General features: G+C 56.2%; 17 protein-coding genes. 9 read left to right on the top strand and 8 right to left on the bottom strand.

Features of this window, described 5'->3' with window-relative positions:
- Positions 1 to 137 precede the first annotated feature (137 nt).
- The 4 genes from JUK32_RS19085 to JUK32_RS19070 form a co-directional block, all read right to left on the bottom strand.
- The gene (locus tag JUK32_RS19085) at positions 138 to 1,223 is read right to left on the bottom strand and encodes a CIA30 family protein (protein WP_239112846.1); all 1,086 of its coding nucleotides are present in this window, start codon (positions 1,221 to 1,223) and stop codon (positions 138 to 140) included.
- 259 nt (positions 1,224 to 1,482) lie between these two features.
- Complete coding sequence (ppk1, locus tag JUK32_RS19080) at positions 1,483 to 3,627, bottom strand: polyphosphate kinase 1 (RefSeq protein WP_204140451.1); 2,145 nt, start codon at positions 3,625 to 3,627, stop codon at positions 1,483 to 1,485.
- A 7-nt stretch (positions 3,628 to 3,634) separates the two neighbouring features.
- Entirely contained in the window at positions 3,635 to 3,841 is a 207-nt protein-coding gene (locus JUK32_RS19075) for a hypothetical protein (protein ID WP_204140450.1), read from the bottom strand.
- Between the two features lie 128 nt (positions 3,842 to 3,969).
- Positions 3,970 to 5,679: a mechanosensitive ion channel gene (locus JUK32_RS19070; protein ID WP_204140449.1), complete on the bottom strand. Its 1,710-nt coding sequence runs from the start codon at positions 5,677 to 5,679 to the stop codon at positions 3,970 to 3,972.
- Positions 5,680 to 6,177: 498 nt separating this feature from the next.
- Between JUK32_RS19070 and JUK32_RS19065 the strand changes: the two genes are divergently transcribed.
- From JUK32_RS19065 to JUK32_RS19055, 3 genes are all read left to right on the top strand, one after another.
- Positions 6,178 to 6,651, top strand: a complete 474-nt coding sequence (locus JUK32_RS19065; protein WP_309224585.1) for an SRPBCC family protein — start codon at positions 6,178 to 6,180, stop codon at positions 6,649 to 6,651.
- A gap of 106 nt (positions 6,652 to 6,757) precedes the next feature.
- The gene (locus tag JUK32_RS19060; protein WP_204140448.1) at positions 6,758 to 6,979 is read left to right on the top strand and encodes a hypothetical protein; all 222 of its coding nucleotides are present in this window, start codon (positions 6,758 to 6,760) and stop codon (positions 6,977 to 6,979) included.
- The gene (locus JUK32_RS19055; RefSeq protein WP_204140447.1) at positions 6,951 to 7,346 is read left to right on the top strand and encodes a hypothetical protein; all 396 of its coding nucleotides are present in this window, start codon (positions 6,951 to 6,953) and stop codon (positions 7,344 to 7,346) included. The genes JUK32_RS19060 and JUK32_RS19055 overlap by 29 nt, the downstream gene beginning before the upstream one ends.
- 238 nt (positions 7,347 to 7,584) lie before the next feature.
- On the opposite strand, the gene JUK32_RS19050 is transcribed toward JUK32_RS19055, so the two are convergent.
- Positions 7,585 to 8,445 carry a DUF1361 domain-containing protein gene (locus JUK32_RS19050; RefSeq protein ID WP_204140446.1) on the bottom strand — a complete coding sequence of 287 codons (861 nt, stop codon included), beginning with the start codon at positions 8,443 to 8,445 and terminating at the stop codon, positions 7,585 to 7,587.
- A 294-nt stretch (positions 8,446 to 8,739) separates the two neighbouring features.
- On the opposite strand from JUK32_RS19050, the gene corA reads away from it, so the two are divergent.
- From corA to JUK32_RS19030, 4 genes are all read left to right on the top strand, one after another.
- Positions 8,740 to 9,870, top strand: coding sequence for a magnesium/cobalt transporter CorA (gene corA / locus JUK32_RS19045; protein WP_239112844.1), 1,131 nt, complete (start codon positions 8,740 to 8,742; stop codon positions 9,868 to 9,870).
- A 72-nt stretch (positions 9,871 to 9,942) separates the two neighbouring features.
- A complete protein-coding gene (locus JUK32_RS19040) occupies positions 9,943 to 10,455 on the top strand; it encodes an adenine phosphoribosyltransferase (RefSeq protein WP_204140445.1) in 513 nt (170 codons plus the stop codon).
- Between the two features lie 30 nt (positions 10,456 to 10,485).
- Entirely contained in the window at positions 10,486 to 11,547 is a 1,062-nt protein-coding gene (locus JUK32_RS19035; RefSeq protein ID WP_204140444.1) for an ABC transporter permease, read from the top strand.
- Positions 11,548 to 11,636: 89 nt separating this feature from the next.
- Entirely contained in the window at positions 11,637 to 12,341 is a 705-nt protein-coding gene (locus JUK32_RS19030) for a cysteine hydrolase family protein (RefSeq protein ID WP_204140443.1), read from the top strand.
- Positions 12,342 to 12,484: 143 nt separating this feature from the next.
- Here JUK32_RS19030 and JUK32_RS19025 read toward each other — a convergent pair whose 3' ends face one another.
- Positions 12,485 to 13,828, bottom strand: a complete 1,344-nt coding sequence (locus JUK32_RS19025; RefSeq protein ID WP_204140442.1) for a TldD/PmbA family protein — start codon at positions 13,826 to 13,828, stop codon at positions 12,485 to 12,487.
- Between the two features lie 235 nt (positions 13,829 to 14,063).
- Between JUK32_RS19025 and JUK32_RS19020 the strand changes: the two genes are divergently transcribed.
- On the top strand, positions 14,064 to 15,269 hold the full coding sequence (locus tag JUK32_RS19020) for an argininosuccinate synthase (RefSeq protein ID WP_204140441.1): 1,206 nt from the start codon (positions 14,064 to 14,066) through the stop codon (positions 15,267 to 15,269).
- Between the two features lie 89 nt (positions 15,270 to 15,358).
- Here JUK32_RS19020 and JUK32_RS19015 read toward each other — a convergent pair whose 3' ends face one another.
- Together JUK32_RS19015 and JUK32_RS19010 are read right to left on the bottom strand one after the other, a co-directional pair.
- Complete coding sequence (locus JUK32_RS19015; protein ID WP_204140440.1) at positions 15,359 to 15,709, bottom strand: hypothetical protein; 351 nt, start codon at positions 15,707 to 15,709, stop codon at positions 15,359 to 15,361.
- Positions 15,710 to 15,853: 144 nt separating this feature from the next.
- Positions 15,854 to 16,738 carry a PfkB family carbohydrate kinase gene (locus JUK32_RS19010; RefSeq protein WP_204140439.1) on the bottom strand — a complete coding sequence of 295 codons (885 nt, stop codon included), beginning with the start codon at positions 16,736 to 16,738 and terminating at the stop codon, positions 15,854 to 15,856.
- Between the two features lie 62 nt (positions 16,739 to 16,800).
- On the opposite strand from JUK32_RS19010, the gene rsmI reads away from it, so the two are divergent.
- Positions 16,801 to 17,730, top strand: a complete 930-nt coding sequence (rsmI, locus tag JUK32_RS19005; protein WP_375541588.1) for a 16S rRNA (cytidine(1402)-2'-O)-methyltransferase — start codon at positions 16,801 to 16,803, stop codon at positions 17,728 to 17,730.
- Positions 17,731 to 17,867: the final 137 nt, after the last annotated feature.

Raw genomic sequence — 17,867 nt, 5'->3', positions numbered from 1 at the left:
GTATTAGCCTCTAATCCCGACTGAGGGACGCGCGTGCAATTAAAGTACCGATTCCAGATACGGAACTGACCCAGCTACCCAGCTACCCAGCTACCCAAGCACTACCGTTACCGGGATGCTATTTTCTCGCCGCTCGCCTAACCGGGAACCGCCTCGGCGAGCTGGGCGTCGAAGTCGGGCTGGCCTTGGGTCAGGACTTGGTGGGGGACACCGCTGGGGGCCAGCATCGAAGCATAGGTTTCGGCTTGTGGGGGCGAGTCGGCGATCGCTACCAATTTCGGCGGCGGTGCGGTGCGGTAAGCACTCAGCGATCGCACATCCAGCGAAAACGAGCCGGGATGGAAGTGGGGGTTCTTATCGCCGTCGTATTCAAATTTGCTCAACATGAGTTGAAAAGAGCAAATGGTGGTCGGATCGAGACGCGGCGCAGTGGGTTGCGTTTTGGCGCGGAAGGTGGCGATAAACGCGGCAAAGGGAATATCTACGACCACCCACCGATCCGGCTCCGTATCGACGGAATGGCAATAGGCGCGGCTGTCCCAGCTATTGCTGTTGCGCAAGATCACCTTGTAGCGCTGGCCGTCGCCCCGCAGCACCAGCCGCACTCCCTGCCAGCCTTGCAGATTAAACGCGGGCTCAAAGTTGCGGGTGCGGACGCTGGCAAAACCGCCGGAGTTGGCCGTCGAGACATTGCCAGAAAAGCGGGCATATCCGGGTAGCAGGGCCATGCCGCTGGCGCTCACGCCGCCCATGACCACGTCATCCACCGCACCCCACACTTCTCGCAGTGCCTCGGTGTCGCTAATGCGAAAGTCAAAGAGGGGAAAGTCTTCGCTCACGGGTAGGGATTGCAGATCGGCGAGTTGGGCGGCAAAGCATTCCTCGTCATCGGGCACTCCCTGCCAAATCACCGCTTGGGCATTCACGATGCGATTCGAGTCGGCTTCGGGCAGGGGGGAGTCGTTGGGCAAAAGCTGCGATCGCACAACCCGCCCTTGATGGTGCAGCAAATCGGTGAGGGCGTCGGCTGCCGGCCCTTCGCCCGATAACAGGACAACTTCTTGATGGGGATGCATGGCGGTGGCTTCAGGCGCTTCGGGGTTCAAGGGTTCACCAAACATTTGTTGTAACCAGCGAATGTTGCCGATAAAAGGCACTTCGCCGAAAAAGGTGAGCGTGTCGATTAGCCTCAACGGATTCCAATTGTTGCTTGATTGGGTCATGATGACGCCCCTCCAGAGCAGTGATGCCAGTGCTTGGATCATAGCGACGATCGCCCGACTCGACACGGGTCTTGGGGGGGATCATATCAAGTCCAGTCTGACTAAGTAGCTGGGCCTATTTAAACGGTAGCCTGGTGGCTGATTTCGACTCCGCTCAATCAGCAATATTGCTTGACAAGTCAGAAGCTGAGGGTTGAGCGGAGTCGAAACCCGTCTACGAAATAATTGTGCCTGGCCACTTAGCGGGGGGCAATCTTTTTTAGGGGGGCCAGGCGGAATGGGTGGGTTGCGATCGCTCAATCAACGCCTGCTGGGCCGACCAGAGCTGGGGAGCAGCGGGGGCATGACACGGGGTGTATTGACCGTTGGGGTGAAGTCGCCAACGACTCTGAGTGTCCGCCAGCAGGGTTTGCAGCAGGGAATAAATCTCGGCGACTAGCGCTGATGTGGGCAACGGCACCATGACTTCAATGCGTTCGTTAAGCCCGCGCGGCGTCCAGTCAGCGGTGCCGATCCACGCTTCGGGACGATCGCCATTTTGGCAATACAAAATGCGACTGTGTTCGACAAAATCGCCCAGCAGGCTGTGGACTCGGATGCGATCGCTCACCCCTGGGACGCCGGGGCGCAATCGGCAAATACTGCGAACAATCAGGTCAACTTCGACCCCCGCTTGGGAGGCCGCATAGAGCGATTCGATCATGCCCGGATCAGCCAGCAAATTGAGTTTGACAATGAGCCGCGCGGGCTGGCCTTGTTGGGCGTGCTGCGCTTCTCGTTGAATCAGGGCTTGAACTTGATGTTGGAGCTGACTCGGGGCCACCATCAAGGTTTGATACCCAGTTTGGTGGGCACAGCCGGTCAAAAAGTTGAACAGATGGCTGAGGTCGGTGGCAATGTCAGGCCGACTGGTGAATAGCCCCAAATCTTCATACGGTTGGGGGCGATCGGGTAAGTAGTCCCCGGTGCCCAAGTAGGCATATTGCTGAATTTGCGCGGTCTCTCGCCGGGCCACGAGCACCAAGTTGGTATGGGTCCGAAATCCCACCACGCCATACACCACATGGGCTCCCGCTTGCTCCAACTGTTTCGCCCAGTGAATGTTGATCGCTTCATCGAGGGGCGCGGTCAGCTCGACCAGCACGACCACTTGCTTGCCCGCTCGGGCCGCCGCCATCAGCGATCGCACAATGGGCGCATCCACAGCGGTGCGGTACAAGGTCATCTTGATCATGAGCACCTGCTCGTCCAATGCCGCCTGAGCGACAAACTGTTCGACCGTCGCGGCAAAAGAATGATACGGAAAATGCAGCAGGATATCTTGTTGCGCGATCGCCTGGAATAAATTGTCTTCTGGCACCACGGTCAGCGGCACAAACGACAGCATCGACGGCGGGGGTTGGGGCTTCAGCGCCGGGGGCAATCCCGGTTGCCAAGCGGTGGGTAATAAATCGGGACGGGGCAGCTGCGTGAGTTCTTTCAGATCGTTGAGCCCCAGCCAGCCGCTCAGAGCGTAAATATCCGTCGGCGCTAACGCGAGTTGGCGGGCAATGTGCGATCGCAGCCACGGGGGCATGGTTGCATCCACCTCCAACCGAACGGGGCGACCTTGCTGCCGCCGCTGCTGCACCCCCTCTTCAATCAGGTCGATTAGATTGGCCGTTTCGGAATCTAGCAGGCCCAAGTCAGTGCTGCGCGTGACCCGAAAGGGATACCCCCCCCGCACCTCATGGTCAGGAAACAGCGCCGCTAGATGGGCCGTAATCACTTGCTCCAACGGCACCGCCAGCCACGCTGGAGACGGCGCATGCTCATCGCGTTGCACCAAAAAGCGGGGCAGGACTCGCGGCAGTTTGACCCAGGCCAGCTTTTTCTTGCCCGCCTGCTCCAGCCAGATCGCTAAGTGCAAACTCAGATTTGAGAAGTCCGGCATGGCTGCCCCCGGCAGAGTCACCAACGCCGCTAGCACTGGCATCACCTCGTCGGCAAAGCGAGCTTGATAATGTTGCCGTTGAAGCGCATCGAGGGTGGCGTAGTCCAACAGATGAATGCCCTGCTGCGCCAAGGTGGGCCGGAGGTTGTACGCAAAGTGCGCTTGCTGACGGTCGATTAACGTTTTCAGATAAGTCTGCAAGCGATTTAAACCATCGCCCCGCAGCGCGATCGCCTCTTTACCCTGCACGATGCCCTTAAGCAGCGGCAGCCGCACCATAAAGTACTCATCCAGTGAGGTGGCGGCTTGGGCCAGCTTGAGCAGTCGCACCAGCGTCGGTTGATGGGGCTGCCCGGCTTCATAAATCAACCGCCGGTTAAAGGCCATCCAACTCAATTCGCGATCGAACAGTCGCGGCTGGTGGCCACTGATTAAAATCGGCCCGACAGGCAATCCAGTGGAATCAGTCACCAGTCTGTCAAAATACCTCGTCTTCGCGACCGACCCACCATTCCCCTAAATCCATGAGCGCCTGATGCAACTCTGTGAGTTCTTGCAGATACGCTTCCGGGACCATCTCAGATTGGCGTTCTTTGAGCTTTTGTAACCGCCACTGAATCAACATCCACGGCTTCGAGATGCCATCAGTTTGTTCAATGTATCGAGCAATTTCACTGCTATCCATCGGCCCGGCTCATGTGCGATCGCTAATCAATGTGTTGTTTACTATAGCGGCACCCTTTAGACAATGCACCCCGGTTGGTATACCAACCGGGGTGCAAATGTAGGTGAAACTCGATTGGAGCAGCAGCGTTAACGCTGTTTAAAGACGTTCAACCATTCGCGAATCTGTTCGGACGCAATGTCACGACCCCCGAGGCCAAAGGCGATCGCGATCGCCACGGCCACGGCTCCTAAGAGCAAGCCAAAGGCCAGATTCACAATATCGGTAGCCACGCCCATCTGCTGTAGTCCCATCGCGGTAACTAGAGCGATCAAGGCAATCCGCGCCGACTGCGCCAAAATGTTGGCCTGCGCCCCCCCCATATTGCTAATCAGACGGAAGGCCAGGTTAGCGAAGTAAAGACCCACCGCAAACACCACCACACCACTCAGAACCCTGGCAGCAATGCGCAAGATGGCTCGAACGATGGTCGATAGCGTCTCAAACCCGAGAATTTCAGTCGCCGTAATGGCCCCAAAGAGCACAATGCCCACCAACGCAATCAAACCGACCACCTCAGACGGTGAAGTCGTCGCAGTTTGGACACGAGTGGCCGGTTGCCCCTCAGCATCAATATTGTCAACGCGCGACTGGGGCGTGTTGAGCTCTGGCAGACCCAAAATACCGAGGACGTTATCAAAGCCAGCGCTGCGCAGTAGCCCGACCACCAAGTCAGACACAAATTGACCGACAACATAAGCCACGGTTAGGACCACACCCGCCATGATGATCCGAGGAATAGAATCCAGGATCAACTCCAACATGGAAATGGCTGGGCCAGAGATGGCATCAATGTCCAACTCATTCAGCGCGGCCACTACCGCTGGAATCAAAATCAGCACAAATACAATCGTGCCAGCTAACTCAGATAGAGATAGGCCACCTTCGGTGCTGCCCATCGCCGAGGGCGGCGGCGGGGGCGTACCTGGTGCGGACGAAGGAGTCGGCGCGGCTCCACCAGACAGACCAAACCGGGCACCAATCTGGTCTGCCCGAGTCGCCTGCAACAAGTTGGTGACAATTTTGCGGACGATGCGAGCGATAAACCAGCCGACTACCAAGATGACGCCTGCAGTCAAAATTCTGGGAATTGCTTGCAGGAATTCGTTGATCAGCTCTTCGACCGGGGAGAGTAGCCCGGGCAAGTTGAGTGCGCTTAGGATAAGCGGCACAAACAACAAGAAAATGAACCAGTAGAGAATGCTGCCAACGGATTCATTGACAACGATGGGACTGCCATCTTCACCCATCTCTGCCGATAGGCGATCATCCAAATTGAACCGTGACAGTCCTTGGGTCACCAGCACTTTGACGATGGTGGCGGTGGCCCAAGCCACAGCCAACAACACCGCCGCACCGCCAATGCGAGGCAAATATTGGAAAATCTTTTGCAAGAAGTCATTGAGGGGCTGTGATACCACCTCAAGCTCTAAGGCATTGAGAAAAGCTACCAACGTAAAGATCAAAATGATCCAGTAAACGGCGGTAGCCGCCCAAGCTTCGATCGGTACATCGCGGTTGGGATCCTGTCCCATCACCATGTTGGTCAGGCGATCGTCCAGGGTGGTCCGATTCAAAATACCTTTGGTGATCGAAGCGGCGATCGTGGCGACGATCCAACCGGCGATCAAGATAACGATCGCCCAAATCAAACTGGGCAAAAATGAGCCGAGGGTTGTGCTCATTTCACTAACGAAAGCTTCTAATGGGGCCATATTCACTTGGGCGATGGCGGTGGGTATCTCCAGGGGGGGAGATGCCCCATGAGGCACAGGTGAGAAATTGAGACTGACTGTCATGGTTCCTGAGATACGATTTTTGGCTAATTCGTTCTACTTTTGGGGCAAATAACAAAGATTTGCGCCCGTAGACTCCATCGAGTTTACTTATGGAGCTATATTTACGTGAAACTACGATAAACACAAGTCAAGATCGTTTTTTTTATAATTAAAGACTGTCAACTTTCGAAAAACCTATCGGAAGATATAGCTCAACCCTTGAATATTGGGCGCGACAGGTTTTGCCGGTCGAAGGTTTTGCAGCATGTGCCATCGCTACATTAGTTGATAGCACTCATAGCTCATTAATTAATTTGGGAGCAACCAAACTAGCCAGTCACCGATGGTTTGGGGCAAGCATTTTGCTCGCGTGCCAGCAGAGAAAGACGAACGGGAAGTGTGCCCCTCAAGAGGCTGACAGGACTCTAAGTTGACAGGGCTCACAATATGTCTGGGGCAGCGATGGGCCGGATCGAGGCAACTAGACTAATCAGTATTTCAGTCAATCGATCGATCGCCATGACTATGACGCATTCTGTGCAAGTTTTTGAACAATCCATCCAAATTGCGACCAGTGCGACGCTGGTAGAACACTGTGTGACGGATCGCGGGCTCATGCATCAGTGGCTCAATCCAGCGCTGCGCTGCGAACCCGTTGGCGACACTTGGGATACCGAGCTTGGGGGCAAGAGTCGCTTCGTCATTCAATTGCCGGTGTGGCAACCCTCCCTCACCAGCACTGTGGTCGAACGTGCCCCTGGTTTGATCGTGTGGGAGTTTGAGGGCTTTTTTCAGGGCCGCGATCGCTGGGCCTGTCAGCCCAATGAGCGCGGGACGCTGCTGCTGAATCAGTTTCAGTTTGCTGTGCCCAATCCGCTTGTGGCTTTCGGTTTCAATACGTTTGCCGCCAAGTTGACCAAACAAGATATGGAGGCTCAACTGCGACGTTTGAAGCAAGTCGCCGAAAGACAGGCAGTACTGCAAAGCCAATGAATAGGATGGCTGGAGCACTGACCGCGATCGCTCCCAACAATGAGTCCCGACCCGACCTGACATTCAGGAGGATACTGAAACACCCTCCTGACGGTCGTCAAGGTCGATGGCTGGTGCCCAGGATGAACACTGTGTAAAGTCGCCACAGGTTGAGTTAGCCAAGGCTAGGATGGGAAAGATCGCCAGCGGTGATGTGGGCGGCCATGATCAGGGGTTGACGCTAGCCACAATGATCTGCCGTGTGACCATTGTCATGGTGATTATGCAGGCGATTTCAGTAACCATTATGTGTAATACCTATGACCTTGATGAAAACCTTACCGACTAAGAATCAGTCAGCCGATGCCTTAGTCATAACTCAGGCTTTTTGCCGTTTGATGCTGCAGATTAGTCTCGCAGCGATTCCGGTTTATTTAGGGCTGTTTATGCTGGCGGTGCCCTTTGATGTGGATGCTGGCAAGCTCAGGGGCATTGCCCTGAGCTTGCCAGCAATGATTTTCCTGCTTTCAGCGATCGCCTATTCAGTGGGCTTTCTCGCGGCCTTGCCAGACCACCCGCCCGATTCATTCGAGGGCTTTACCCACAGCCGCCGCCGGGTTCATCACCTCAAGATGAAGATGATCATGGTTGGCTCAGGTTTATTTGCAATCGGCGTGGCTGTCGGCACATTGGTGCTCATCAAAGCCCACTTGTAGTGCCTGTAGGACACAATGCGGTAAATCCATCCCTGATGGATAGTGTTTGCAGGGGAATGTCGGGATCGCCACAGCCAATGATTACAGCGCGATCGCTGGCTTTTCCCCAAGCCATATGGAGCTGAGACCGCCTTGGTGATAGCCCACTATTCAGAGCTTTGGTCGTAAGCGATAAGTTCATCATGACTTGGCGTTTCATCAATTCTTGGGAACGTCGCTCAGCCGCCTCCGGATTCTTTCAAACCAGCGGATCCAACCCTTTGCGAGCATATTCGTAACGCAGTTTCAGGCCCAGGGTGATTTGCTTCATCAGCCAATAAACCACGGTCAAAATCACAAATGTGACGAAGATGACTGCGACCGGACGTTTTGAAGTCAGGGTGTTGAGGGCGATCGCCACAATGCTGGTGGGGTCGAGCAAAATATCCCAACTATTGAGGCGAATAAACCGCCCAAGATAAATGCCCAGAGCGCATAAGGCATGGAGCGATAATTCTGTGGGCCAAATCAGCGCCCCGAGCCCCCGCTGTTTCAGAAAATAATTAACATTCATCAGGGCAATGGCGTAGGCTTCAAAGCCCAGCAACATGGCGCATACATGGAGGGGAATCAAGACGAGGGCAATCACCCAAACCCGAATGTCGCCATAGCCAGCGGCCCGAATGAGATGCACCACGTCGGTCAAGATGTAGGGCGCATTGGGCAAAAGAGCGATAAACAGGGCTAAGCCCACACCCCACCGCCCCATTTTCGAGAGGGTAGCTTGCCGTGAGAGTCCGACGCTGACGCCGATCGCCACCAGGGCCACGATCGCTAACCACAGCAACTGCCACAACACATCAGGGCGGCCAGTTTGCACAGTGCGCCAACTGCTAACGAGTGAAGATTGAATGCGGCCCAGTCGCGCACTGATGCCGATCGCCCCACACAGTCCGGTCACCAGCCAGGCGGCCCTTAAATATTTGGCCGGGATGGCTTGGGGACGAAACAGTTGAAAACTCAGCAGCATCGGCACGAACGCGAGAAAAAGGTTCCAAACAATCCAGCCGCTGTAGACATTATTGAGACCGTCATAAAGATCAAATAGCAGCGATCGCATAGTTTTTTATATAAATCAGAACAAAATATCTTTCAGTTTAGTCAATGTTTGTGGGCGATCGTCCATGCTTCCGACCATTTCCGACCGGGGCCACCAGCTTTGCCCACCCATCGCTTCAGAAAAGATTTCGCCCTGCCCTTGGGAGGAGAAAAGTACAGAATCGCCGCCGTACCTTTTATGCTCAAGACGGGATGGGCCGACCTGAGTCACCGATTGGCAACCGTGATCGCGGTGTCTCTGCGCCCTGCTGTCGCCTCAAATTGTCAAGTCAACCTACCGTTTATGACATCTGAAATGACTGAAGAACTTGACTTGCTCGACTATAACTACGACTTACCAGGCAGTCTGCCAGGCACGCTCAACATCCCCGATGATGCCGAGCCCACCGAATTGGTGTTAATCAGCTATGACGCCAAGCATGCGATCCAAAAGACCTTGCATACGCCCCAGGAGTGCCTGCCCTATCTGGAGCAAAACATGGTGTGCTGGCTCGATGTGCGCGGTTTGGGCACAGAATCCGTGCTGCGCCAGGTCGGGGGGATTTTCAATCTCCATCCCCTGCTGTTAGAAGATGTGGTCAATGTGCCCCATCGCCCCAAGTTAGAGCTCTACAACGACCAGTTGCTGATGATTGTGCACATGGTGCGTCCAGCGAAAGAGGGGCGCGGCTTCATTGCCGAGCAAGTGGGCTTCATTTTGCAGCAAGGGGTGCTGCTGACGATGCAGGAAGAGAGTCTGTGGGACTGCTTTGATCCGGTGCGCGATCGCCTCAAGCGCAATCTGGGCATGCTGCGCCAGCGGGGCGTGGGTTACCTCGCCTACACCCTGCTGGATACCCTGGTGGATGGCTACTTCCCGGTTTTGGAACAGTACGGCGAATATATCGAAGCCTTGGAAAATGAAGTAGTGATGCGTCCCACCCGGCAGACCTTGCAAAAAATCCACGAGCTGCGCCGCGAGTTAATGATGCTCCGGCGCTATCTTTGGCCCCAGCGCACGGTCATCAATAGCTTGATTCGCGACGGCGGCGACTTTCTCACCCAAGAAAACCGGATCTATCTGCAAGATGTGTACGACCACATCATCCAAATCCTGGACATTTTGGAAACCTATCGCGAAGTCGCGTCTAGTCTGATGGACGTGTATTTATCGTCCGTAAACAATCGCATGAATGACGTGATGAAACTGCTGACGGTCATTTCTACGATTTTCATCCCCCTCACCTTCATCGCCGGGGTCTACGGTATGAATTTCAACCCAGCGGCATCACCGTTCAATATGCCAGAACTCAGTTGGTATTGGGGTTACCCGCTCTGTCTGGGCGTCATGGCGACGATCGCGATCGCCCTCTTCACCTTCTTTTGGCAACAGGGCTGGTTTGCCAACTTCTCCGCGCCACCGTCACCCGCCGAGGACGATCGCTAACGCCGACAGTGGTAGGATTACGGTGCTTTTGTCTGCACTGTTTGGCTGTCCCCTCACCCCTGCACTCTCACTATGGATCTCAAGTCGGTCATTCGCGAAATTCCTGACTTTCCGAAACCGGGCATCTCGTTCAAAGACATTACGACGCTGTTGGGCAATCCGGGCGCGCTGAAGCACACGATTGATTTGCTGGAAACCGCCTGTCGCGAGCTACAGCCCGACTATGTGGTGGGCATCGAGTCGCGGGGGTTTATCTTTGGCATGCCGTTGGCCGATCGCCTCAACGTCGGCTTTGCTCCAGTGCGTAAGCCCGGCAAGCTACCCGGCCCGATCCACCGCGCTGAATACGAGTTGGAATATGGCTCCGATTGTCTCGAACTGCACCAAGATGCCTTTTCTCCGGGCAGTCGAGTAATTGTGGTAGATGACCTGATTGCCACGGGGGGCACCGCGATCGCCACCGCGGAACTGATCACCAAAACGGGCTGTGAGCTGGCGGGATTTGGCTTTGTGGTGGAGCTGGCTGACCTCGGGGGCCGTAAAAAGTTACCGTCGGTACCCGTGATCAGCTTGGTGCAGTATTAACATAGAGGGCATTCTGCGTTTTTTGGCTGTATGACTCCGTCTCAACCGACCCGCCCCCAGAGATCGCCCGTCGAAGTTTGGCAACTTGCCCAAAACTTCTTCACTAGCGAAACCAGTCTGTACATTTTCAAGCGAATTGTGCAGGCGCTGTTAACCCTATTTCTCGCCTCGATCTTCAGCTTTTTCATTATTCAGCTGTCGCCCGGCGATTTCTTAGACCTCTACCGCCAAAATCCCCAGATTTCTCCCGAAACCATTCAACAGCTAGAACAGCAGTTTGGCCTTGATCGCCCCGTGTGGGAGCAATACTTCCGCTGGCTGTGGCAGGTCGTTAGCAGCCTCAACTTTGGCACCAGCTTTGCCTATCAGCGACCCGTCGCCGAGGTGTTGTGGGAGCGCATTCCCAATACCTTGCTGCTCTCGATCTCGTCCATTGTGGTGACCTGGGGCATCGCGATTCCCCTGGGCATTGTCGGTGCCGTCAAACAAAACCAACTGCTTGACCAGGTGCTGCGGGTTGTCAGTTATATCGGCCAGGGCATTCCCACCATCATTACCGGCTTGCTGCTGCTGTTTTTCGCGCAGATCACCGCGCCCCTGTTTCCCATTGGCGGCATCACCAGCATCAACCACGAAGACCTGAACTGGTTTGGCAAAATCCTTGATGTGGCCTGGCATCTGGTGCTGCCCACCCTGGCCCTGAGCATTACCAGTTATGCCGGATTGCAGCGCATCATGCGCGGCCAACTGCTGGATGTGCTGCGGCAAGACTACATCCGCACTGCTCGCGCCAAGGGCTTACCGGAGGAGCGGGTGATTTACGTCCACGCTCTGCGCAACGCTATTAACCCGATGATTACGCTGCTGGGGTTCGAGTTCGCCAATATCCTTGCAGGCGCTTTTATCACCGAAAACTATTTCAACTGGCCGGGGCTGGGACGCTTGATTCTGCAAGCCGTACAAGCGCAGGATTTATATTTGGTGATGGCGAGTCTGATGATGGGAGCAGTGATTTTGATTATCGGCAACCTGTTGGCCGATATCGCCCTTACCTTTGTCGATCCGCGCATCAGGCTCTCGGAGATGAGCTAAGCGCAACAAATCAGTTTTTTTGTTCGGGCGGTCGTTGCCGCTTGCTATAGTTGCCGCTATAACTGGCGACCTGTCGGAGAGGAAAGACGATGGCTCACATTGCGGCTCAGCCCTATGACTACACGCTACCCACGGGCGATCGCCTAGCACTCATCATCATTGACATGCAGCGGGATTTTCTGGAACCGGGGGGCTTTGGCGACGCCCTGGGCAATGACGTGACGCCCCTCCGGAAAATTGTGCCGACGGTACAACAGCTCCAGCAAACGTTTCGCGATCGCGGTTGGCTGATTATTCAAACGGTCGAAGGGCATCATCCCGACCTGTCCGACTGTCCCCCGGCGAAGCGCGATCGCGGCCACAGCGACCTCAAAATTGGGGATCCTGGCCCCATGGGCCGCATCTTGATCTTGGGCGAACCGGGCAACGGCATCATTCCCGAACTGACCCCTCAGGCCAACGAAACGGTGATCGCCAAACCTGGTAAAGGAGCCTTCTACGCCACTTCCCTCGCCTCCAACCTGCAACGACAGGGCATCACCCACCTGCTCTTTACCGGCGTGACGACCGAAGTTTGTGTGCAGAGCACCATGCGCGAAGCCAACGATCGCGGCTACGAATGCCTCTTAGTTGAAGACGGCACCGCCAGCTACTTCCCCGAGTTTCAACAAGCGACGCTGGACATGGTTAGGGCTCAGGGCGGCATCGTCGGCTGGACGGCCACCGCTGAGCAAGTGCTGGCCGGGCTGGATCAACTGGCCACAGAAACCCAGGAAACTACGCGGCGTTGCTAAACTGGTTCCCTTATCCTATGGCCGCCTTCGTTCCAAAATGGGCGAGGGCGAACCCAGACAAGCCTTCCCTAACCCCTTCGCCCGTTCTGGGTGAAGGGGTTAGGGGATGAGGGGGTTTCATCCTAATTGATCCGCAACGACGACTACGCCTCGCCCGTAATGGACAGCGATTCCACCCAAATCCGGGGACAGATGCCGCCAGGGGTGATTTCAGACTCCGCTTCCACCTGCACGATGGACTTCAGCAATTCGCGAAAATCCCCCGCCACCGTCGCCGAATCAATGCTGACTTTTTCGCCCTGGTTCACCAACCAGCCATCAAACGGCAGCGAAAAAGACCCTTGCAACGCATTCACCCCCGCGTGCAGGGCTTGCACATCATCAATGAAAATCACGTTCTCCGCCGTCTCCAAGCTCAGCGCTTGATCGGAGGGCTGTCCCGCCATCACGTGATAAAAATTGGCATCCACACTGACTTTGGCCCCAATGCTGGCGTGGCCGGTGGGCTGCGCTCCCATGCGTTTTGCCGTGCCGGCACTGTGCAAGAAATTGCTCAGCACGCCGTTTTCAATAATTGGTAGGCGACGGGTGGGGGTGCCTTCACCGTCAAAGGTGTCGGCGCTGACGTTTTCGGGATGCAGGGCATCATCAAATACCGTCAACAACGGTACTGCGATCTGAGTGCCCAGCGACTCTGCGGTGGACAAACTGCGATTATCCAAAATGCTCTGGGCGTTGAACAAATTAGAGAACGCATTCAGCAGGCTCAAAAAGGCCTCGGCGGAAAACACCACCGGATACTTGCCGGAGTCAATGGAGCGATAGTCCAAATGGCTCCGGGTTTTCTCCACCGTTTCCTGAATGCAGGCCTCCACGTCAATTTGGGGCAGCCCACGCTCGACCCGCATCGCCCCCGCAGATCGCGGCTTTTTCCCTTCCTGCTCGGTCTTACTATATAGATACAGCGAGGCGTAACTCCGCTCTTCGCGCCGTTGAGCCCCGGCACTGTTGAGATAAAAGCGATCGATTTGCCGCTGGGCAATGCCGTTGTAGGGCACCGATACAATCGCGGGATGGGCCTCTAATACGGCCTTTTCCGCATCTACCAATGTCTTGATCAGGTCTTGCACATCACTAGCGGGCACCGTCTCATAGTCCACTGCGGCGAGGGGAGCCGTAGCTTCGGGGCTAAAGTCGGGGATATGCTCTTTTGCGCCAAAGGTGCTGGCGTCTGCCGCCGTTTGCAGGGCCAAGCTGATGCCGTTGGGATCCACGTCGGTGGTCGTGGTGACGCCCACCAAGCCTTCCTCGTTCCACACCCGCACAATCACGCTGGCCCGCTGCGACGCCTTGACTTGCTTGGGCTCGCCCTGATCGACCTGCACGCTGGTCTCATCCACCGTGGAGCCGTACACGTCGTACTTGTGGATGCCCTGCTTTTGAGCACTGTCTTGGGCGTAGGCGGCGATTTCTTGAAGCGTTGGCATAGTGGTTTGCAAACCTGTTGAATGTCACACCCATCTATTTTAAGAGGCGGAGCGATCGCTGGGGTGAGTTGGTCAGTGCAGGATGAGTCGGCCAGCTATGGGGCACTTTTTTCTCTGCGGCCCAGATTCTCCCGTGGGTGGCAACCTGTAGCCGAAAATCTGTGAGCCGGAGGCAGTCAAATGGGCCTTTGTCTGCAAAAATGTAAAGCTTGTGAGTTTCACTTGGTAAAAAGCAATGGGTCGAGCAGAAAGAGTTGTTTTAGCGTATTCCGGTGGTGTGGATACGACGGTGTGCATTCCGTATCTCAAGAATGAGTTTGGGGTGAAAGAAGTCATTACCCTGGCGGCTGATTTGGGGCAGGGCGAAGACCTGGAACCCATTCGCCAAAAGGCATTGAAGGCAGGCGCATCAGAATCCCTAGTCGTGGATGCGAAAGAAGCCTTGGTCAAGCATTACGCCATTCCCTCCATCAAGGCGAATGCCCTGTACGAAAATCGGTATCCGCTCTCGACGGCGCTGGCGCGGCCCCTCATTGCCAAACTGCTAGTCGATGCGGCGGCTCAGTGTAATGCCGATGCGGTGGCCCACGGGTGTACGGGCAAGGGCAATGACCAGGTGCGGTTTGATGTGGCGATTGGCGGCCTAAATCCAGACCTCAAGGTGTTGGCTCCGGCTCGCGAGTGGGGCATGAGCCGCCAAGAGGCGATCGCTTACGGTGAGCAGTTTGGTCTTACTTTTCCGGTCAAAAAGTCGTCGCCCTACAGCATTGACTACAACATTTTGGGCCGCAGCATTGAGGCTGGCCCGCTCGAAGATCCTTGGACGGAAGCGACGGCGGATGTGTTTGCCATGACGAAGGCGATCGCCGATACCCCTGACGAGGCGGAATATGTCGAAATTGGCTTCAACAATGGCGAACCCATGAGCCTGAATGGTCAAGAAATGACCACAACTGCTCTAGTCGAGGAGTTGAATGTGATTGCGGGCAAGCATGGCTTTGGTCGCATCGACATGGTGGAAAATCGGTTGGTCGGCATCAAATCGCGCGAAATCTACGAAGCGCCAGCCTTGTTGCTGCTGATTGCCGCCCACCGCGACCTGGAGAGCTTGACCCTGACCGCCGATGTCACCCAGTACAAACGGGATGTGGAAGAAACTTACAGCCGCTTGGTGTACAACGGGCTCTGGTTTAGCCCCCTCAAGTCGGCGCTGGATGCGTTTATTAACTACACCCAGGAATACGTCACCGGCGTAGTTCGCATTAAGCTGCACAAAGGCAACGCCATGATTGTCGGACGTCAGGCGGAAAATGCGCTTTACAGTGAGGCCTTGGCAACCTACGGGGCCGATGACTCCTTTGACCACCGGGCCGCTGAGGGCTTTATCTACGTGTGGGGGCTACCGACCCGCATTTGGTCTCAGCGCATGGGCAACGATTAGGCCGAGTCGGTGAGTGGGCATGGCTGACAGCGGCGATCGCGCCCGCGTCTTGGCATGAACGACACTAACCGCTCCTAAGCGCTCCAGTGTCAGCTGGTTGGATGGGGCGATTTCGCGCTGACGGCGGTGCCGTTGCCGGCGGCGCGATCGCTGCCCGCTTGCTCCACCACACACAGTCGGTCTAATACTTGCTCAGCGCCGATCAAGCGCTTCAAAACCACCTGACCAATCGTTTTCGTCGATTCGGCTAGGGGGCGTACTTCCACCATCAATACCGCATCTTCGACCTGGTACAGCCAGAGGGTTTCGCCATTTTCCACAATGCTCAGCGGCATCTGTTGCAGGTCGGGCTTGCGCTGCCAGGCAAATTCGTCCCACAGCCCCCCAAATTCCCAAACTCGCCCCGTCGTCCAGCCCTCAGAGAGGAAAAAATACTTCACGAACACACTCCGCCGATGCAGCAACGTAGAGATTATCTAACGATTATCGAATCTGCGATCGCTTAATTCCCAAAAGCAAAGGTTTTCTCCACAAGCCCGTTGCCCTCGCCCTGACCGAATGGATGGGCCTGGGGGTGAGTCGCCTCAAGGTTGCGAAGGCATCCCGCTCAGGGGGGCTATCCACCGCCGAGTGCCGAAGGATTGGCAGGCGATCGCGGCAACTTGCGCCGCCCCCGATAAGGCGACGAGGAAATCCGCCCGCTCGGCAGACTGGGCACAGAAAGCCCCATGAAAGATATCGCCTGCGCCCAACGTATCCACCGGCTGAATAGCTGGCACTGCCAACTCACCCGACTCAGTGGCCGTGGCGTAGAGAATCGAGCGATCGCCCCGCGTGACGGCCACCTGGGGAATTTGCAGCGATCGCAGATAGGCGATCGCCGCTCGCTCAGTGCCCTGCCCTGGTGGGGAAAAATTGGCCGACGCAATCACCGCTGTGGCCAACGGTAACACCTGTTCAAAGCCTGCCTTCCAACTGCCGCCATCCACCACCACAGGAATTTGGCGCGACTGAGCCATTTTGGCTAGCTGTTCACCCAGCCACATCTGGTGACCATCGACCAGCAGACAGTCCGCTGGGGCGAGCACGTTTTGGGTCGGCAAGGTTTGGGGCTGGGGTCGATCAACCGCATTGCGAGAAATCACGGCGCGATCGCCCGTCGCGACATTCACCAAAATGGACGAAAACGGGGGCGGCGTTGTGACCGTAGGCAGCAGATCCACCAGTTCGACACCGTGCTGGGCCAGATCGTCGCGGATGACTGTGGCGAGGGGATGTTGTCCCAAGACGCCGACCAATTTCGCGTGGCCGCCCAGCGCGCTAAAGGCGATCGCGGCATTGGTCGCCGGGCCACCCGCCGCTAGCAGCACCTCCTCAGCCACTTGCTTTTCATTCGGTTGCAAGGCCGAGTGGGTTTGATAAATGCAGTCGAGGGTGATCAGCCCGACAAAGACGCCAGTTTTAGGCATTTTTGAATCATGCAGGAACGACTGGGTTTATTCTGAAGCACAGCAAGCAGGATGGCGAAACGGTGACGGATCTCAACGGCAAGGGCACGCTTTATATCGTCGGCACTCCCATCGGCAACCTGGCGGATATGACCTTTCGAGCGATCGACACCCTCAAACAAGTGGCGCTGATCGCCGCTGAAGATACTCGCCACACGGGTAAGCTGCTGCATCATTTTCAAGTTGAGACGCCCCAAACCAGCTACCACGCCCACAACTGGCGCAAACGGTTATCCGAGTTGCTGGCGCAATTGCAGCACGGCAAAGATATTGCCCTCGTCAGTGATGCGGGTATGCCGGGAATTTCCGACCCCGGTTTTGAGTTGGTGGAAGCGTGCGCTCAGGAGGGGATTGCGGTGGTGGCGATTCCGGGGGCGACTGCCGCGATTACCGCGCTATGTATTTCAGGACTGCCGCCTCAACCCTTTGCGTTCGATGGCTTTTTGCCGACCAAGGGGCGCGATCGCCGCGACCACATTGCCCGACTTGCAGAAGAATCGCGGACGCTCGTACTGTACGAAGCGCCCCACCGTCTGCTGACGACCCTCAAGGATTTGCAAGGGCCATTTGAAGCGACTCGCCGGGTGGCCATCACCCGCGAACTCACCAAACAGTTTGAAGAAGTTTGGCGCGGCACCCTAGCCGAGGCGATCGCCCATTACACCATCACCTCGCCCAAAGGGGAGTTCACGCTGGTGATTGCGGGCAAACCGCCTTCCGAGACGCCGCCTCTGACCGTTGAGGAACTGACGGCAAGGCTGACGGATTTGTTGGCGCAGGGACTCTCGCGATCGCAGGCCAGCCGTCAACTCGCGCAGAACACCACCTACAGCAAGCGAGCGATCTACCAACTGGCGATCGAGTTGCCAGATCCGCCGACCGCAACGGATAGGACGGCTCCAGCCTCTGGCAGTCGTGAGGGGCCAGCTGCTCCAGCGAACGCGACCGAGTGATCAGGGCTGTTGCTGCCAGGGATCAGTGTGCTCATGGAGCGTTTTGCGTTTTTGTTCCCCCGGCTCAAATCGTTGCTGTTGATTTAATTCAGAGGTCTTCGACTCAGGGGTATGGATAACTTGGCGGCGATCAAATT

It is taken from the genome of Halomicronema sp. CCY15110 (assembly GCF_016888165.1).
Lineage (GTDB): Bacteria > Cyanobacteriota > Cyanobacteriia > Phormidesmidales > Phormidesmidaceae > Halomicronema.
Note: the sequence above shows the minus strand (reverse complement) of the source record. Positions and strands in the feature narration are given on the sequence as shown.

Excerpts from the sequence above, each read along its gene's own strand:
- JUK32_RS19085 (WP_239112846.1), bottom strand. The coding sequence starts at position 1,223 with ATGACCCAATCAAGCAACAATTGGAATCCGTTGAGGCTAATCGACACG.
- JUK32_RS19075 (WP_204140450.1), bottom strand. The coding sequence starts at position 3,841 with ATGGATAGCAGTGAAATTGCTCGATACATTGAACAAACTGATGGCATC.
- JUK32_RS19070 (WP_204140449.1), bottom strand. The coding sequence starts at position 5,679 with ATGACAGTCAGTCTCAATTTCTCACCTGTGCCTCATGGGGCATCTCCC.
- JUK32_RS19065 (WP_309224585.1), top strand. The coding sequence starts at position 6,178 with ATGACTATGACGCATTCTGTGCAAGTTTTTGAACAATCCATCCAAATT.
- JUK32_RS19060 (WP_204140448.1), top strand. The coding sequence starts at position 6,758 with ATGGCTGGTGCCCAGGATGAACACTGTGTAAAGTCGCCACAGGTTGAG.
- JUK32_RS19055 (WP_204140447.1), top strand. The coding sequence starts at position 6,951 with ATGACCTTGATGAAAACCTTACCGACTAAGAATCAGTCAGCCGATGCC.
- JUK32_RS19050 (WP_204140446.1), bottom strand. The coding sequence starts at position 8,445 with ATGCGATCGCTGCTATTTGATCTTTATGACGGTCTCAATAATGTCTAC.
- corA (WP_239112844.1), top strand. The coding sequence starts at position 8,740 with ATGACTGAAGAACTTGACTTGCTCGACTATAACTACGACTTACCAGGC.
- JUK32_RS19040 (WP_204140445.1), top strand. The coding sequence starts at position 9,943 with ATGGATCTCAAGTCGGTCATTCGCGAAATTCCTGACTTTCCGAAACCG.
- JUK32_RS19035 (WP_204140444.1), top strand. The coding sequence starts at position 10,486 with ATGACTCCGTCTCAACCGACCCGCCCCCAGAGATCGCCCGTCGAAGTT.
- JUK32_RS19030 (WP_204140443.1), top strand. The coding sequence starts at position 11,637 with ATGGCTCACATTGCGGCTCAGCCCTATGACTACACGCTACCCACGGGC.
- JUK32_RS19025 (WP_204140442.1), bottom strand. The coding sequence starts at position 13,828 with ATGCCAACGCTTCAAGAAATCGCCGCCTACGCCCAAGACAGTGCTCAA.
- JUK32_RS19020 (WP_204140441.1), top strand. The coding sequence starts at position 14,064 with ATGGGTCGAGCAGAAAGAGTTGTTTTAGCGTATTCCGGTGGTGTGGAT.
- JUK32_RS19010 (WP_204140439.1), bottom strand. The coding sequence starts at position 16,738 with ATGCCTAAAACTGGCGTCTTTGTCGGGCTGATCACCCTCGACTGCATT.